The 16,152-nt window shown below is 58.0% G+C and carries 13 protein-coding genes and 1 other annotated feature; of the genes, 9 read left to right on the top strand and 4 right to left on the bottom strand.

Annotated features, from left to right (window positions below; genetic code table 11):
- Window positions 1-176: 176 nt before the first annotated feature.
- Window positions 177-764: a 5'-deoxynucleotidase gene (yfbR, locus tag WMO44_RS08640; RefSeq protein ID WP_349152347.1), complete on the bottom strand. Its 588-nt coding sequence runs from the start codon at window positions 762-764 to the stop codon at window positions 177-179.
- Window positions 765-902: 138 nt separating this feature from the next.
- On the opposite strand from yfbR, the gene WMO44_RS08635 reads away from it, so the two are divergent.
- The 4 genes from WMO44_RS08635 (at window position 903) to WMO44_RS08620 (ending at window position 6,762) form a co-directional block, all read left to right on the top strand.
- Complete coding sequence (locus WMO44_RS08635; protein WP_349152346.1) at window positions 903-3,305, top strand: YfhO family protein; 2,403 nt, start codon at window positions 903-905, stop codon at window positions 3,303-3,305.
- Window positions 3,306-3,731: 426 nt separating this feature from the next.
- The gene (locus WMO44_RS08630) at window positions 3,732-4,832 is read left to right on the top strand and encodes an ABC transporter substrate-binding protein (protein WP_349152345.1); all 1,101 of its coding nucleotides are present in this window, start codon (window positions 3,732-3,734) and stop codon (window positions 4,830-4,832) included.
- A gap of 165 nt (window positions 4,833-4,997) precedes the next feature.
- Window positions 4,998-5,942: an ABC transporter permease gene (locus WMO44_RS08625; protein WP_055186384.1), complete on the top strand. Its 945-nt coding sequence runs from the start codon at window positions 4,998-5,000 to the stop codon at window positions 5,940-5,942.
- A 7-nt stretch (window positions 5,943-5,949) separates the two neighbouring features.
- Window positions 5,950-6,762 carry an ABC transporter ATP-binding protein gene (locus WMO44_RS08620; protein WP_349152349.1) on the top strand — a complete coding sequence of 271 codons (813 nt, stop codon included), beginning with the start codon at window positions 5,950-5,952 and terminating at the stop codon, window positions 6,760-6,762.
- Window positions 6,763-6,839: 77 nt separating this feature from the next.
- Here WMO44_RS08620 and WMO44_RS08615 read toward each other — a convergent pair whose 3' ends face one another.
- Window positions 6,840-7,499, bottom strand: a complete 660-nt coding sequence (locus tag WMO44_RS08615) for a GntR family transcriptional regulator (RefSeq protein WP_097779298.1) — start codon at window positions 7,497-7,499, stop codon at window positions 6,840-6,842.
- Between the two features lie 363 nt (window positions 7,500-7,862).
- Here WMO44_RS08615 and WMO44_RS08610 point away from each other — a divergent pair, with 363 nt between their 5' ends.
- Window positions 7,863-8,348, top strand: coding sequence for a Fur family transcriptional regulator (locus WMO44_RS08610; RefSeq protein ID WP_349152344.1), 486 nt, complete (start codon window positions 7,863-7,865; stop codon window positions 8,346-8,348).
- Window positions 8,349-8,361: 13 nt separating this feature from the next.
- Window positions 8,362-8,625, top strand: a binding site (T-box leader).
- Window positions 8,626-8,676: 51 nt separating this feature from the next.
- Window positions 8,677-10,263 carry an asparagine synthase B gene (gene asnB / locus WMO44_RS08605; RefSeq protein WP_199680599.1) on the top strand — a complete coding sequence of 529 codons (1,587 nt, stop codon included), beginning with the start codon at window positions 8,677-8,679 and terminating at the stop codon, window positions 10,261-10,263.
- A 187-nt stretch (window positions 10,264-10,450) separates the two neighbouring features.
- On the opposite strand, the gene WMO44_RS08600 is transcribed toward asnB, so the two are convergent.
- Complete coding sequence (locus WMO44_RS08600; protein ID WP_097779297.1) at window positions 10,451-12,535, bottom strand: elongation factor G; 2,085 nt, start codon at window positions 12,533-12,535, stop codon at window positions 10,451-10,453.
- A gap of 657 nt (window positions 12,536-13,192) precedes the next feature.
- Here WMO44_RS08600 and WMO44_RS08595 point away from each other — a divergent pair.
- The 3 genes from WMO44_RS08595 to argF all read left to right on the top strand — a co-directional run bounded on the left by WMO44_RS08595 (window position 13,193) and on the right by argF (window position 15,222).
- Window positions 13,193-13,672 (top strand): deoxycytidylate deaminase, encoded by a 480-nt coding sequence (locus WMO44_RS08595; protein ID WP_005920543.1) that lies wholly within the window; start codon window positions 13,193-13,195, stop codon window positions 13,670-13,672.
- 195 nt (window positions 13,673-13,867) lie between these two features.
- Complete coding sequence (locus tag WMO44_RS08590) at window positions 13,868-14,002, top strand: hypothetical protein (protein WP_279220772.1); 135 nt, start codon at window positions 13,868-13,870, stop codon at window positions 14,000-14,002.
- 224 nt (window positions 14,003-14,226) lie between these two features.
- Complete coding sequence (argF, locus tag WMO44_RS08585; protein ID WP_117929603.1) at window positions 14,227-15,222, top strand: ornithine carbamoyltransferase; 996 nt, start codon at window positions 14,227-14,229, stop codon at window positions 15,220-15,222.
- Window positions 15,223-15,292: 70 nt separating this feature from the next.
- Here argF and WMO44_RS08580 read toward each other — a convergent pair whose 3' ends face one another.
- Window positions 15,293-15,862 (bottom strand): biotin transporter BioY, encoded by a 570-nt coding sequence (locus WMO44_RS08580; RefSeq protein ID WP_055186378.1) that lies wholly within the window; start codon window positions 15,860-15,862, stop codon window positions 15,293-15,295.
- Window positions 15,863-16,152 lie beyond the last annotated feature (290 nt).

The raw sequence follows: 16,152 nt of genomic DNA, 5'->3' as shown, positions 1-16,152 counted from the left end.
GGTGGGTGGAGTCCAGAGGTAGGGAGGGGGGAGTCGGAACACCCCTCCCTGCCTCTGGCCCAGCGGAGCGTCCCTGCGCGCTTGCGGCAAGCAATTACTTTCCCCGCGGAGCGCGGCAGCTCTTTTTTGGTTTTTGCCACCAAAAGAGAACATTCCCCCGGCGGCAAGCCGTATGGTTACAGCTTCGTCAGCTCGTCCAGATTCTGAGTGTAGCAAGGCAGACAGTGCACCAGAAACCAATCGGCCTCCGGGCATTGCATGGCCTGCAGCGCGGCGCGCTGCTGCGTGAGTGCGGCGTCAAATTCGTGGTTGCCGCTGCGCTGCTCCTCGGTGCATTTGATGAGGGCGCTCAGCCGGTCGGCAGCCTTGAGCAGACGATGCTCCTTTGCGGTGAGTGCCGTGCCATCCATGCAGGGAGTCAGCTCTGCAGCCAGTTCTGCGGGCAGAAGCGCCGCCATGGAGCGCACGCTCTCGGTCTCCAGCGCCTTGTAGGCGTCCCGCAGCGCCGGGGAATGGTACTTGACCGGCGTGGGCATATCTCCGGTAATGATCTCCGGCGCGTCGTGGTACAGCGCCGCCACTGCCACCACCTCGGGGCGGCAGGGCGTGCCGGTGTAGTGCTTGGCGATGAGGCACAGCAAATGCGCCAGCAGCGCGGTGTCGCAGGTGTGCTCGCTGAGGGATTCCGCCCGGGTGGAGTGCATCAGGCTCCATCGGGTAATATACTTCATGCGCGCCAGTAAGGCGCTGAAGGGATACAGCATGGCAATACGCCTCCTTTTCTTCACCATACCCGCCGGGCGCTTGGTTGTCAAGCCCTTTTTTCTTGCGCGCCGCCGTGCTATACTACAAGGTGACATCAAATCCACTTCCGCGCCGGTGCGCGGAGAAAGAGGAACACTATGGAAAAGTTTATAAAACCACGGCTGCTCACCCCAAGGGAGCAGAACCATAAAAAATTCTGGCAGGCGGTAGGGCTGTGCGCCCTGACGGCGGCCATCTTCTTTTTGCCGTTCTATCTCCTTGACGGCGGCTTTTTCCACTATGCCGGCGATTTCAACAGCCAGCAGATCACCTTTTACCGGTATATGAACGGCTTTGTCAAGGGTGCGGGCTACCCGAACAGCACCTTTGCCGGTGCGCCGCGCAATACCTTTTCGTGGGCGACCGACCTTGGCAGCGGAGTGATGAACGCCTACTCCTTCTACCTGTACGGCTCGCCGTTTTTCTGGCTGTCGATGCTGCTGCCGCAAAGCTGGCTGCCCTATATGATGGTACCGCTGCTGGTGCTCAAATTCGGCGTGGCGGGCGGCGGCGCGTACCTGTACCTGCGCCGCTACGTTAAAAACGCAAATTACGCGGTGCTGGGTGCCTGCCTGTACGCGCTTTCCGGCTTTGCGGTGTACAACGTGTTCTTCAACCACTTTGTGGATGTGGTGGCGCTGTTCCCCTATCTGCTCTGGGCGCTGGACGAAGCCATTTATGAGGATCGTCACGGCCTGTTCGCCTTCTGGGTGGCGGTAAATCTGCTCAACAACTATTTCTTCTTTGTGGGACAGGTAATTTTCCTGTGTATCTACTTTGTGTGCAAGCTGACCGCCAAGGACTTCCGGCTGACCGGGCGCAAGTTCGGGCATCTGTTGTGGGAGAGCGTGCTGGGCGTTGCCATGGGCTGTCTGCTGCTGTTCCCGGCGGTGCTCAGCCTGCTGCAGAACCCGCGCACCATCGATCTTTCCTCCGGCTGGGGCTTTCTGACCTACGCCAAGGTGCAGCAGTATCTGGCCATCCTGCTCAGCTGGATCCTGCCGCCGGACTCCCCCTACCTCACCTCGGTCTGGTCGGAGGGCGTCATCAAGTGGACGAGCATGACGGCCTACCTGCCGCTGTGCAGTCTGGCCGGTGCCATGGCCTACTGGCGCAGCCGGAAGGCCGACAGCAAAAAGCGCATCGTGGCGGTGTGCGCCGTGTGCGCGCTGGTACCGATGCTGAACAGCGCCTTCTACGCGCTCAATTCCAGCTACTACGCCCGCTGGTACTATATGCCCACCCTCATCCTTGCCGCCATGACCGTGAACGCGCTGGAGGACCCGGACATTGATCTGGACGCACCTGCCCGGGGCATTGGCTGGATCATGCTGGCTACGCTGGTCTTTGCCGTAGTGCCCGTGCGGGACGATACCACCGAGACATGGTCTTTCGGCGTGCTGAAGAACCCGGAACAGTTCTTTGTCGTGCTGGGCTTCGGACTGCTGGGGCTTATGCTGTACCGCGTTCTTTGCAGCAAGTGGCGGCAGGACAGCCGCTTTGCCCAGCGCATGACGGCGGCAGTGCTGGTGTTTGCCTGCGCATTCACCATGGTGCACATCGGCATTGGCAAGTTTGGCCAGTGGCACACCGACAGCGACCTTGTGGAGCAGGACACGAACGCCCTGCTGCTGAAAAACGACCTGCCGGAGGGCGACTATCGCATCGACACCTACAAGATCCACGACAACATCGGGATGTGGCTGGATAAGAGCTGCCTGCAATACTTCGGCAGCACGGCGGCTCCCAGCATCCTCAGCTTCTACCCGGGGCTGGGGGTCAAGCGGGATGTGCGCAGCGAGCCGGAAATTGCAAACTACGCTTTGCGCGGCCTGTTGAGCGTGGAGTACCTCATTACCACCCCGGAAAAGCGCGAAAGCTTTGAGGATGAGGCAGACGCGGGCTGGACCTACCTTGCCGATGTGGACGGCTACACGCTGTACCACAACGATAACTACGTTCCCATGGGCTTTACCTACGACTACTATGTGACCGAGGCCACCTATGAAGCCTCGATCAAGACCCTGCGCTCCAACCTGCTGATGCGGGCACTGGTGCTGACGGACGAAGATGTGGCGCAGTATGGCAAGTACCTGACCGAGCTGCCGGACGCGATGCTGGACGACCTGCACTACGACAGCTACACGCAGGACTGCGCCGACCGCCGCGTCCACAGCTGCTCTGTGTTCCAGATGAACAATGCAGGCTTCCATGCCGAGATCACGTTGGACAAGCCAAACCTCGTCTTTTTCTCTGTGCCCTACGATGACGGCTTTACCGCCTATGTTAACGGCGAAAAGACCGATATCCTGCAAGTGGACGAGGGACTGATGGCGGTGCTCTGCCCGGCGGGCGCAAGCAGCATCGACTTTGTGTATCAGGCCGCCGGGCTTTCCGCCAGCCGGGTGGTGACCGCAGTGGCCATTCCTGTGTGGGTGGTGTACGTTGCCTGCTTTGTGCGCCGCAAGCGCCGCAGCACCGGTGCCCCGGCAGAAGAATGACTTTGACCGGACCAAAAAATAAAAATTTAAAAATCCCTCTTGACTTTACGAAGATAAAGTGTATAATGCAATCAAACCGATGAGGCGGAAGAGAACCTGCACAGCGCATCTGCAGTGAGCCCGGACAGTGCAAACGGGCGAAAGCGGGGCAGAGTTTCGTGGGCCGCCGAGGGCCGGGCAAACGGGTAGAAACCTTAGTAGCTTTGGACGGAAGTCTCCGTTACAGGACAGGGGAGTGTTGGCTCTCCGTGAGTGGCTCTGCTGTATTGGATGCAGAGCAAGCAAGGTGGCACCGCAGAATCGTAATTTACCGATCCTGTCCTTGTGGATAACACACAGGGACAGGGTCGTTTTGTTTTAAGACCCGTCCCGCAAAGGGAGCGGGTCTTTTGATTTGCCGCCCGCTCCGGGAAAGGAGTTACCACTATGAAAAACCTGAACATGATCTCCCGCCGCAGCTTCCTGAAGGCCGCTCTGGCTGCTTCTGCTGTTTCTGCCATGGCACTGACCGGCTGCGGCAGCGCTGCTTCCAGCACCGCCTCCAGTGCAGCGGTCTCCTCCTCCGCAGCTGCTTCCGGCAGCGCCGCTGCCGCCGGCGAGACCTTCAAGGTGGGCATCGTCAACTATGTGGACCACGCTTCCCTCAACCAGATCGTAGAATCTGTGGAGAGCCGTCTAGACGCCATCGGCAAGGAGAAGGGCGTCACCTTTGACTACGCCGATTACTACGCTAATGCACAGGCCGACCAGTCCAACCTGAACCAGATCGGCGCAGACCTTGTGGCTGACGGCGTAGACGTGATCGTAGCCGTGGCCACCCCTACCGCCGCTACTATGCTGGCCGCTGTGGAGGACACCGACATCCCGGTGGTCTACTCCGCTGTGACCGACCCTGCCGCCGCTGGCTTTGACGGCGAGGAGAACATCACCGGCACCTCCGATGCCCTGAACACCGACGCCATCATGAACCTGATCGTGGCGGCAAACCTCGGCATTGATACCATCGGTCTGCTGTATGACCTGAGTCAGGATGCCTCCACCCAGGCCATTGCGGACGCCAAGGCCTTCTGCGAGAAGAACGGCATCAAGGTGGTGGAAAAGAACGGCACCACCACCGCCGAGGTGCAGATGGCTGCCGAGGCACTGGTAGCCGCTGGGGTCAAGGCCGTGTTCACCCCCACCGATAACACCATCATGACCGCCGAGCTGTCCATCTACGAAAGCTTCATCGAGGCGGGTGTGCAGCACTACACCGGTGCCGACAGCTTTGCGCTGAACGGCGCACTGGTGGGCTACGGCGTGGACTACGTCCAGCTGGGCGAAGCTACCGCCGATATGGTCAGCCAGCTGCTGTGCGACGGCAAGACCCCCGCAGACCTGCCCTACCAGACCTTTGATAACGGCATCGTCACCATCAACACCGAGACCGCCGAGGCGCTGGGCTTGGATCTGGCTGCCCTGAAGGAAGCTTTCAAGCCCTACTGCACCGAAATCACCGAGGTGACCACCGCCGAGAGCTTCTCCTGAATAAAAACGCTCAGTCAAAGCCTGACGGTTTTGCCAGCTCTCCCGCAAGGGAGAGCTTTTGGCGGTTCTGGGGAAAGTGGTTTCCCTCTCCCGTGAAAATGCGTTTGTCGCACTCCGCAGAGCAATGCGGTGCGCATTCAAAATAACATAAAAGGAGCATACACCATGCTGGCGAGTATCTTTTCCCTCAACGTCTTGCAGACAGCGCTGGAGCTGGGCTGCATCTACGGACTGGTGGCGTTGGCACTGTTTCTGAGCTACTCCATCCTGAATATTGCCGACCTTTCCACCGACGGCTGCTTTACGCTGGGCTGCGCGGTAGCCTGTCAAGTGGCGTTGACCGGCCACCCCATCCTTGCGCTGGCGGCAGCTATGGCCGCGGGGGTGTGCTCCGGCTTTGTCACCGCCTTTTTGCAGACAAGGCTCGGGGTGGAAAGCATCATGGCCGGTATCATCGTCAACACCGGCCTGTACACCATCAATCTGGCGGTGATGGGCTTTTCTTCCACCATGTCACTGGTCAAGACCCCTACCATCTTCTCCATGGCAAAAAGCGCACTGGGCTTTCTGGGCAGCTGGTATAAGCTGGCGCTGGCGGCTGTCATTATTGCCGTAGCCTGCGCGGCGATGCTGGGCTTTCTGGGCACGCGGCTGGGGCTTTCCATCCGCGCCACCGGCGATAACGCCGCCATGGTGCGGGCTTCCAGCATCAACCCTGCCTTTACCATCACGGTGGGTCTGTGCGTGTCCGGTGCGCTGTGTGCGCTGTCCGGCGGGCTGCTGGCGCAGTACCAGAAAAGCTGCGATATCAACGTGGGCACCGGCATGGTGACCATTGCGCTGGCTTCCCTCATCATCGGCGAGACGCTGGTGGGCAAGCGCACCATGCTGCGCCGCATTCTTGGCGTGGTGTTCGGCAGCTGCCTGTACCGCTTTATCGTAGCGGTGGCGCTGCGGTTCAACGTGCCCGCCGCCGCCATGAAGCTGGTTTCCGCCATCATCGTGGCAGTGGCCATCTCCATGCCCGCCATCCGGGAGCACTTCGCCTTTGAAAAGCGCCGGCACGCCGCCCGTGCCCGCCGCACCGTGACCAACAGGGAGGGACAGTAACATGGAAATGCTGCAGCTGAACGACCTGCACAAGACCTTTAACCCCGGCACCGTCAACGAAAAGGTGGCGCTAAATGGGGTGAGCCTGCAAATGGAGGCCGGAGACTTTGCCACCATCGTGGGCTCCAACGGCGCGGGCAAATCCACCCTGTTCAACGCCATCACCGGCGGCTTTATCGCCGACGAGGGCAGCATTCTGCTGGGCGGACAGGACATCACCTTTGCGCCGGAGCACCAGCGCAGCAAGGTCATCGGGCATCTGTTTCAGGACCCGCTCAAGGGCACCGCGCCCAACATGACCATTGAGGAAAATCTGGCGCTGGCCTACCTGCGGGCAGGCACCGCGCCCAACGCCATCTTCTCCCGCATCTCCCGCAAGGATAAGGCATTTTTCCGCGAAAAGCTGGCTTTGCTGGATATGGGGCTGGAGGACCGCATGAAGCAGCCGGTGGGGCTGCTTTCCGGCGGGCAGCGGCAGGCGCTTACCCTGCTCATGGCTACCCTTGTCACCCCGAAGCTCCTGCTGCTGGACGAGCACACCGCCGCGCTGGACCCCGCCACCGCCGAAAAGGTGCTGGCACTGACCAAGAGCATCGTGGCCGAGAAAAAGATCACCTGCCTGATGGTGACCCACAATATGCATCAGGCGCTGGAGCTGGGCAACCGCACCCTGATGATGGACGCCGGGCGCATCGTGTTTGACGTAAAGGGCGCAGCGCGCAGCAAGATGACCGTGGACGATCTGCTGGAAAAGTTCCGCGAGAACGCCGGCAAAAATCTGGATAATGACCGCATCCTGCTGAGCAAGGTGGAGAAATAAAACTGTTCCCCTTCTTGTAAAAAGCAAAAGGTCTGCTGCACCGGCACGGTGCAGCAGACCTTTTCACTTTTATTCTTTTACCACAGGCGGATGACCTTGATGACGCCCTCGGCTTTATCGCGTGCCAGCTCCAGATGGTGCTGCAGCGCCATGGCTGCGCCGTCCCAGTCCCCTGCCAGAGCAGCATCCAGAATCTGCAGATGCTCCTCACAGGTCTGCTCCTGATTGATCATGCTCACCTTGCCGGTCATGATGCGGAACCGGGTGTTCAGGCCGGTAATACGGTCGTAGGCAGAGCGCAGATACTTGTTGGGCAGGGTGCTCATCAGCAGCTCGTGGAAGTCGTCGTCCGACTTGCAGAAGTCCTCGATGCGCTCGCTGTGGTGCATCAGTTCGGCATAAGCCTCCAGCTGCTCCCGGGGGATGGCATTGCCGTAAGTACGCAGGGCGTAGGGCTCCACCAAAAGACGCATCTCAAACATACTGTGCACGTCCTCTTCGGTGATGCCGGAGACCATCAGGCCCTTTTTGGGCAGAATGGTAATCAGCCCCTCCTGCTCCAGACGCCCCAGCGCATCCCGCATGGGGGTGCGGCTGATGTTGCCCATCTCGGCGCAGAGCTTCTGCTCGTTCAGAAACTCGTTGGGGCGGTACTCGCAGTTCAAAATTTTGGTCTTGAGGTACTGGTACGCCTGCAGCTTCAGGCTGAGCTTTGCCTGTGCGTCCTGCTCTTTCATAAGCACACTCTCCTATTCTTCTTCTCCCAAAACGTTCCAAAACGTCCGAACCGGCAGCGCAAACCCACCGCTGCCGGCTTCTTCTTCATGTTCAGCCAGCTTGTATCCCGGCTGCAATCCAACCACTTTATCTAATACATTATTTCACATTAGGGCATTTTTTACAAGACTTTTTACTTAACTTTGGCGTGTTTTCCGTTTTATACAAAGATTACGCCTCGATTTTGCTACTTTTTACAATGTTTTTTGTGCTTGTCGCCAAACAGGTCGACTTTCCGCCCGCTTCTTTTGCATCCAAGGGCAAACTGTGCTACAATAGAACCAAAAAACAACACATCTACACCGGAAAGGACCGAATTTCTCATGGCACGAAGCGATGGCTACAACACCCGCACTCGGCAACTCATCTTAGATTACCTCATCAACAACCGCCAGCACGCGGTAAGCGCCTCCAACATTCTGGAGCATCTGGAGGCACAGGGCGCAAGCCCCAACCCCACCACCGTGTACCGCTATCTGGATAAGCTGGCGGGCGAGCAGCGCATTATGAAATATGTAGCTGACAAAGGCGAGCGGGCGGTGTTCCAGTATGTGGACGAGGGACGCCACTGCCGAGAGCATCTGCACCTCAAGTGCGTGCAGTGCGGGCGCATTTATCACTTGGACTGCCATTTTATGGATGAGGTGCGCGCTCACCTGATGGCAGAGCACGGCTTTACCCTGCAATGCGAGGGCAGTGTGCTGTACGGGCTGTGCCGTCATTGCGCGCAGAACGCGGTACCGTCCGCAGCGGAAGAACAGCCCGCAAAAAAATGCGCCTGCTGTGTTGACACGGACAAAAACCCGTGATACAATGCAAACAATAAAAGCGTTGACCGGGAAAAGTAAGGCCTCAGGTTTTTCTTGCAGAGAGCGCGGGACGGTGGAAGCCGCGCAGAAAATGAAGCCCGAAGAACACCCGTGAGCCGCTCCCTGAACCTGCGTGTGCAGCAAGTAGGGGCAGACGTGCGCCGCTCGTTATCGCGGCAGTGCTTTCAACGGGGAGAGCGCACAAAAGTGACCGGCGTATTGCGTATGCCGGTAATTTAGGTGGCACCACGGATACGGCAGCATATTCGTCCTAGGACTATGGGATGAATGTGCTGCCGTATTTTTTATTTTAAGAGGGGTAAGAAGTATGTGTTGTGTTATGGGTTATACGGGGCACGACCTGAGTGCCGAAAAATTCAAGGAGTATCTGCTGCGCACCGTGGACCGCGGGCCGGACGACCAGCGGGTGGTGGAAGGTCCCTACGGCCTGATGGGCTTTGGGCGGCTTGCCATCATGGGACTGACCCCGGAGGGGATGCAGCCCTTTTACCGGGGCGCCGACTGCGTGGTGTGCAACGGCGAGCTGTACGGCTTCCGGTTCGAAAAAGAGATCTTAAAGCGCCGGGGCTATAAGTTCTGCTCTGACTGCGACTGCGAGATTTTGCTGCCGCTATACTACGAGTACGGGCTGGATATGTTCCGCCACATGGACGCGGAGTTTGCACTTATTATGTATGATTCCCGCAAGGACAGGCTCATCGCCGCCCGCGACCCCATCGGCATCCGGCCGCTGTTCTACGGCTACTCCAAGTCCAGCCACAAGATCGCCTTTTCCTCCGAGATGCGCAACCTCATCGGCTGGTGTGATGATATCCGTCCCTTCCCCATTGGCAGCTACTACTGCGACGGTCGCTTTGTGCGCTACGAGGACATTGCGGACGTGCCCGCCCCCATGCAGGACGATATGCCCACCATCCTGAAGAACATCCGCGAGAAGCTGATCGCCGGTGTGGAAAAGCGGCTGGATGCCGATGCACCCGTGGGCTTTCTGCTCTCCGGCGGGCTGGACTCCTCGCTGGTGTGCTCCATTGCCGCCAAAAAGCTGGGCAAACCCATCCGCACCTTTGCCATCGGTATGGACACCGATGCCATCGACCTGAAATACGCCCGGCAGACTGCGGACTATCTTGGCAGCGAGCACCACGAGATCATCATCAACCGCGAAATGGTGCTCAGCAGCTTGGAAGAGGTCATCCGTCTGCTGGGCACATGGGATATCACCACCATCCGCGCCAGCATGGGCATGTACCTGCTGTGCAAGGCCATCCACGAGCAGACCGATGTGCGTGTGCTGCTGACCGGCGAGATCTCGGACGAGCTGTTCGGTTACAAATACACCGACTACGCCCCCACCGCCGATGCTTTCCAGCAGGAGAGCCAGAAGCGCATCCGGGAGCTGTATATGTACGATGTGCTGCGGGCAGACCGCTGCATCTCCTCCAACAGCATCGAGGCGCGGGTGCCCTTTGGCGACTTGGACTTTGTGCGCTACGTCATGGCCATCGACCCGGAAAAGAAGCTGAACCGTTACGGCAAGGGCAAGTACCTGCTGCGCAAGGCCTTTGAGGGCGACTGGCTGCCGCCGGAGATCCTGTGGCGCGAAAAGGCCGCTTTCTCGGACGCCGTAGGCCACAGCATGGTGGACGACATCAAGGAGTACGCCGAGGGCCTGTACACCGACGAGGAGTTCCAGATGCGCCGGGCAAACTACTCGGCACACTGCATGCCCTTTACCAAGGAGAGCCTGTTCTACCGCGAAATTTTTGAGAAGTACTACCACGACCAGAGCCGCACCATCGTGGGCTTCTGGATGCCCAACAAAGCATGGCCGGGCTGCAACGTCAACGACCCCTCTGCCCGCGTGCTGGCAAACTACGGTGCCTCCGGCGTGTAACGCCAGAGCATTTTGAATGCGCTTCGCTGTGCTTTGCGCATAAATAGCGGAAAACATATTTTATTAGAACAACGTCGGACAGCCCGCGGGCTGTCCGACGTTGCGTTTTTACAAAAAAGCCCCCGCCGACAGAGGGAAAAAAGTGTCGGCGGGGGCTCAGGAAAATGTCAAATCAGGGGTTCAGAGCTCAGTCGTCTGCGGCCTCGTCCAGATTGCCCAGCTTCTTGGCCTGCTCCACAACGGCAGGCACCAGCATCTCGGGCAGGGTCTCGTAACGGGCGAACTCGGTGGTGAACCAGCCGCGGCCCTGCGTGGTCTGACGGATAAAGGTGGTAAAGTTTGCAAGCTCTGCCAGCGGCACCTCGGCGATGATGGTCTGCAAGCCGTCCTCGTCCGGCTCCATGCCCAGCACACGGCCGCGGCGCTTGGTCACATCGCCCATGATGTCGCCGGTGTTGTCGTTCGGCACATGGGCCTTCAGGGTGTGGATGGGCTCCAGAATGACGGGGCCGGCCTCCGGCATAGCGGCCTTGTAGGCCAGCTTTGCGGCCATGATAAAGGCCATTTCAGAGCTGTCCACCGGATGGTAGCTGCCGTCCAGCAGGGTAGCCTTCAGGCCGACCACGGGGTAACCGGCCAGCACGCCCTTTTCGGCAGCCAGACGCACGCCCTTTTCCACGGCGGGGAAGAAGTTCTTGGGCACGCTGCCGCCGAACACCTTCTCCTCAAACACCACCTGCTCGCTGTCGCAGGGCTCGAAGTTGATGATAACATCACCGAACTGGCCGTGGCCGCCGGTCTGCTTCTTATGGCGGCCCTGTTTCTGGCAGGCCTTGCGGATGGACTCGCGGTAGGCGATGCGGGGAGCTTCCAGACCGATCTCCACACCGAACTTGTTCTTCAGCTTGGCCTTGACCACGTCCAGATGCTGCTCGCCCAAGCCGCCGATGACCTGCTGATGGGTCTCGGCGTTATTGATGTAGCACAGGGTGGGATCTTCTTCCATCAGGCGTGCCAGTGCGCTGGAGATCTTGCCCTCGTCGCCCTTCTTGGCCACGGTAACAGCCATAAACAGGCTGGGCTTGGGGAACACAGGGGCGGGCAGCTTGACAACACGGTCTGCATCGCACAGGGTATCGCCGGTCTTTGCGCTCACCAGCTTTGCCACTGCGCCGATATCACCGGCACCGATGCCGTCGTTTTCCATCTGCTTCTTGCCAATGATGGTCAGGGGTTTCGTGATCTTTTCCACCTCGCCGGTGCGGGCGTTGGTCAGCGGTTCGCCTGCGGTCACCTTGCCGCTGATAACCCGCAGATAGCTCAGCTTGCCCACGAACGGGTCGGCCACGGTCTTAAAGACGTAGGCGGCAGTGGGCTCATCCTCGGTGCAGTGCAGCTCCACCGGCTCGCCGTTGGCATCTTCGGCCAGCGTGCTGGCCTCGTGCTCCGGGCTGGGCAGCAGCTTGTGCATATTGAACAGCAGCATATCCAGTGCCTGCATATTCACGGCGCTGCCGCAGAACACGGGGGTGATCAGGCCGTCCTTAACGCCCTTGCGCATACCCTCCACGATCTCCTCGGTGGTAAAGGGCTCGCCGCCGAAGAACTTTTCCATCAGCTCATCGTCGGTTTCCGCGATAGCCTCGCTCATAGCCTCGATCAGGCCCTGAAAGCGGTGGCCGATGTCCGGCAGATCCACCTGAATCTGCTTTCCACCCTCGTACTTGAAGGCCTTCTGGCTGAACAGGTTGATGTACACGGGGGTGCCGTCGTCCAGCTTTGCAGGCACGACACAGGGGCAGACGGTGGAGCCGAAGCGGATCTTCATATCCTCCAGGATCTTGAAGTAGTTGGCGTTTTCCAGATCGCACTTGGAGACGAACACCATGGTGGCCTTGCCGTTCTTGCGGGCCAGCTGGAACGCCTTCTCTGCGCCCACGGTAACGCCGCTGCGGCCGGACACGCACACCAGCACGCTCTCGGCGGCGCGGATGCCCTCATACTCGCCTGCTTCAAAGTCGAACAGACCCGGTGCATCGATCAGGTTGTACTTGATGCCCTCGTACTCCACCGGCACAACGGACGCCGACAGGCTGGCCTTGCGCTTTGCTTCCTCGGGATCAAAGTCCGAAATCGTGGTACCGTCCTCAACCCGGCCCATACGCTCGGCAGCGCCCGAAAAATAGACCAGTGCTTCGGTCAGCGTGGTCTTGCCGCTGCCGGCATGGCCGGCAATCAGAATATTGCGGATGTTGTTGCTTGCGTATTTCATATCGGTTTTTCCCTCATTTCCGCCACACGGAGCATTCTCTCCGTTTTTGTGGCATATTTTACAGAGATAATACCACACTCGAAACGATTTTTAAATATATCGTTTCAAAATTTGGCAAAAACGCCTGCCAAACTTCCGGGCACTGTTTTGTGCAAGTTGACATTGGGGTGTAAAACGGACGGACTGAAAAAGCAGAACTCCCGGCAGCGCGTACAGGCGCGGAACCGGGAGTTTTCGTTGCAAATATGCGGGTTTTATGGTATGCTGTAAGTGCCGCTTCGGCGGTAAGGGCGTTGATTGCATAATCGGTGGTCTAGCTCCTTCCGGCTGCGCGCCAGAGGGGACGAAAAACTTTTTGCTTCCCCTGACGCGAAAGCGGAAAGGGGGGATGCTTCATGACGTTTGAACAGGTCGTGCTGCTGCTCACGCTTCTTGGCGGAGCAGTTTACATTACCTTCGAGATCACATGGACGATTTCCAACGGCAAAAAGAAATGACCGCTCATGCCCTCAGAAAGCAAGCGGTCATTCTTTACGACTGATTAGCCGGATGAGGAGCTGACCATTGCAGTCAGCGCTCTTTCTATTCGCAGTATAGTCTATTTTTCCGGGTTTGTCAAGCCGCAGACCCGCATAAAGGGGTAGGAGGTTTTACGCGATGAAACGCGAGGATTATATCAACTGGGACGAATATTTTATGGGCATTGCGCTGCTTACCGCCATGCGCTCCAAGGACCCCAACAGTCAGGTGGGTGCGTGCATCGTAAGCCCGGAAAATAAGATCCTTTCCTTAGGCTACAACGGGATGCCCATGGGCTGCAGCGATGACGAGATGCCTTGGGAGCGGGAGGGTGCGCCTTTGCAGACCAAGTATATGTACGTCTGCCACGCCGAGCTGAACGCTATTCTCAACAGCGCCCACAATAACCTGAAGGGTGCCCGGGTGTACGTGACCCTGTTCCCCTGCAACGAGTGCACCAAGGCTATTATCCAGTCCGGCATTGCCGAGGTGGTGTACTACGGCGACAAGTACCACGACAGCGATTCCAGCATTGCAGCGCGGTTCATGTTCGAGCACGCCGGTGTCCGGCTGACCCCCTATAAGCCCACCGGACGCCGGGTAGAGCTAGAGCTGTAAGCATAACCTTTTTATTGCAATTCGCAATAAATTATGTTATTCTACCCATAAGATGCTGATTGCATCATTGGTGGTCATGCTTTTTGTCCCGTATCACTGATTCTTCCTGTACATGGAACGAAGCAGAGGTTCAGGGAGGGAAACTTTTTTGAAGAAAACTTCCCTGCGCCTTGAAGGCGAAGGGAGGGATATCGTTTGAATCTGACAGAAGTTTTGAATCTTCTCATGGTCATTCTCACCCTGTTGGGACTGATTTTGGAAGTAGTCCGTCTGACCGTCGAGGTCATGGATAAGAACTCGCAGAAGAAAAATGACAACAAAAAAGATTGACCGCCTCCAGAGTTCCAGCCTGAGCGGTCAATCTTTTGACTAATACGGGACGGAAAGCTGACCTGTGCAGTCAGCGTCCTTCTGTTTATAGTATAGCCTTCTGTGCGTTCTTTGTCAAGACAAGCACGAATGTTCCCTCTTGACCTTCCCGATGCAACGTATTATAATAGGATCAAAGCTTGAATAAATATTCAAGAACATTTGCATAGAGAGGGAAATATACAATGGAACTAAAAAATCGCAGCTTTTTGAAGCTATTGGACTACACCCCCGCCGAGATCGGGCAGTTGCTGGAGCTGGCCGCTGACCTGAAAGCCAAAAAGAAGGCCGGTATCCGTCACGACCAGCTGCGGGGCAAGAACATTGCCCTGATCTTTGAAAAGACCTCCACCCGCACCCGCTGCAGCTTTGAGGTAGCCGCCCACGATCTGGGCATGGAAGTGACCTATCTGGACCCCTCCGGCAGCCAGATCGGCAAAAAGGAGTCCATCGCCGATACCGCCCGGGTGCTGGGACGGATGTTTGACGGCATCGAGTACCGTGGCTACGGCCAGCAGATCGTGGAAGAGCTGGCGCACTACGCCGGCGTGCCGGTGTGGAACGGCCTGACCAACGAGTTCCACCCCACCCAGATCTTGGCCGATTTCCTTACCATTCAGGAACATTTCGGTCATTTGAAGGGCATCCACTTTGTTTACTTTGGGGACGCCCGCTACAACATGGGCAACAGCCTGATGGTGGGCTGCGCCAAGATGGGCCTGCATTTTACCGCCTGCGCCCCCAAGAAGTACCAGCCGGACCCCGCGCTGGTGGAACAGTGTCAAGCCATTGCAGCCCAGACCGGTGCTACCCTCTCCTTTGAGGAGGACCCCGTCAAGGCTGCAAAGGGCGCAGACGTGCTGTACACCGATGTGTGGGTGTCCATGGGCGAGCCGGTTGAGGTGTGGGCAGAGCGCATCCACGATCTGGCCCCCTATCAGATCAATCAGGATCTGATGAATATTGCAGGCCCGGATGCAGTATTTATGCACTGTCTGCCCGCCTACCACGACCACAAGACCACCGTGGGCAAGGAGATGGGCGAACGCTTTGGCCGCGACGCCATGGAGGTGACCGACGAAGTATTCGAAGGCCCCCAGAGCATCGTGTTTGACGAAGCCGAGAACCGGATGCACACCATCAAGGCGGTCATGGCAGCCACCTTGGGATATCAGGAATAAAGAGATAAGCCCGGAAGGTTCGCAAACCTTCCGGGCTTATTCTATCTAAAAATAATTTTCCGCTTAGCGATCATTCCGAAACTGCATTCTGCAGTTTCAGCACGCCTGCCTGCGTCAGGCGCTTACGCAGCAGCGCACCCACGATGCAGGACACCACGATCTTGCCCAAGTCCAGCGCAATAAAGGGGTAGACGCAGACGGTCAGTGCGTAGCCCAGCTCGCACTGCATCTGGAACACGAACCATGCCGTACCCAGCACATAGCAGGCGGCATCGCCCAGCACCAGACCCACAGCGGAGACCACCGGGTTGCCCTTACTCTTTTCAATGAACATACCGCCGATGAAGGCCAGCAGCAGATAGCCCACCAGATAACCGCCGGTAGGGCCTGCCAGCTTGGCAAGGCCGGCACCGTAGCCGGAGAACACCGGAATGCCGATGGCGCCCAGTGCCAGATAGATGACCACGCTCAGGGTACCGAACTTCGGCCCCAGCAGCCATGCGGTCAGGCAGATGACAAAGTTTGCCAGCGAGATGGGCACGGCTCCGATGGGCACGGTCAGCGGGCCCAGCACGCACAGCACGGCAGCCATCACTGCGGTGACAGCCATCTGGTAGGTAGTCAGTTTTTTGTCTTTCATAGTCAGTTTTCCCCTCTGTTTTTTCGTTTTGCAAGGCATCTGTGCCCGAGTATACCGCACCGGCGCGCCGCAGGTCAACGGAAAAGTTTGCAAAGGGTTTACAATCAACAGATATATTGTAATCCGTCGAAAAATATGATATTCTAAGAATACGGCGCTGATTGCATAATCGGTGGTCATGCTTTCCCATCCCGCAGCACTGCTTCTTCCTGTACATGGAACGAACCGGCGGCTTGTGGGAGGAGAACTTTTTTGAGCCAAGCCTCCCCAAGCCCTGAAGGCGAAGGGAG

The organism is Faecalibacterium tardum, from assembly GCF_040096515.1.
Taxonomy (GTDB): domain Bacteria; phylum Bacillota; class Clostridia; order Oscillospirales; family Ruminococcaceae; genus Faecalibacterium; species Faecalibacterium tardum.
This window is presented reverse-complemented; position numbering and strand designations above follow the sequence as displayed.

Excerpts from the sequence above, each read along its gene's own strand:
- WMO44_RS08625 (WP_055186384.1), top strand. The coding sequence starts at position 4,998 with ATGCTGGCGAGTATCTTTTCCCTCAACGTCTTGCAGACAGCGCTGGAG.
- asnB (WP_199680599.1), top strand. The coding sequence starts at position 8,677 with ATGTGTTGTGTTATGGGTTATACGGGGCACGACCTGAGTGCCGAAAAA.
- argF (WP_117929603.1), top strand. The coding sequence starts at position 14,227 with ATGGAACTAAAAAATCGCAGCTTTTTGAAGCTATTGGACTACACCCCC.
- WMO44_RS08630 (WP_349152345.1), top strand. The coding sequence starts at position 3,732 with ATGAAAAACCTGAACATGATCTCCCGCCGCAGCTTCCTGAAGGCCGCT.
- WMO44_RS08635 (WP_349152346.1), top strand. The coding sequence starts at position 903 with ATGGAAAAGTTTATAAAACCACGGCTGCTCACCCCAAGGGAGCAGAAC.
- WMO44_RS08610 (WP_349152344.1), top strand. The coding sequence starts at position 7,863 with ATGGCACGAAGCGATGGCTACAACACCCGCACTCGGCAACTCATCTTA.
- WMO44_RS08600 (WP_097779297.1), bottom strand. The coding sequence starts at position 12,535 with ATGAAATACGCAAGCAACAACATCCGCAATATTCTGATTGCCGGCCAT.
- WMO44_RS08620 (WP_349152349.1), top strand. The coding sequence starts at position 5,950 with ATGCTGCAGCTGAACGACCTGCACAAGACCTTTAACCCCGGCACCGTC.
- WMO44_RS08595 (WP_005920543.1), top strand. The coding sequence starts at position 13,193 with ATGAAACGCGAGGATTATATCAACTGGGACGAATATTTTATGGGCATT.
- yfbR (WP_349152347.1), bottom strand. The coding sequence starts at position 764 with ATGCTGTATCCCTTCAGCGCCTTACTGGCGCGCATGAAGTATATTACC.
- WMO44_RS08615 (WP_097779298.1), bottom strand. The coding sequence starts at position 7,499 with ATGAAAGAGCAGGACGCACAGGCAAAGCTCAGCCTGAAGCTGCAGGCG.
- WMO44_RS08580 (WP_055186378.1), bottom strand. The coding sequence starts at position 15,862 with ATGAAAGACAAAAAACTGACTACCTACCAGATGGCTGTCACCGCAGTG.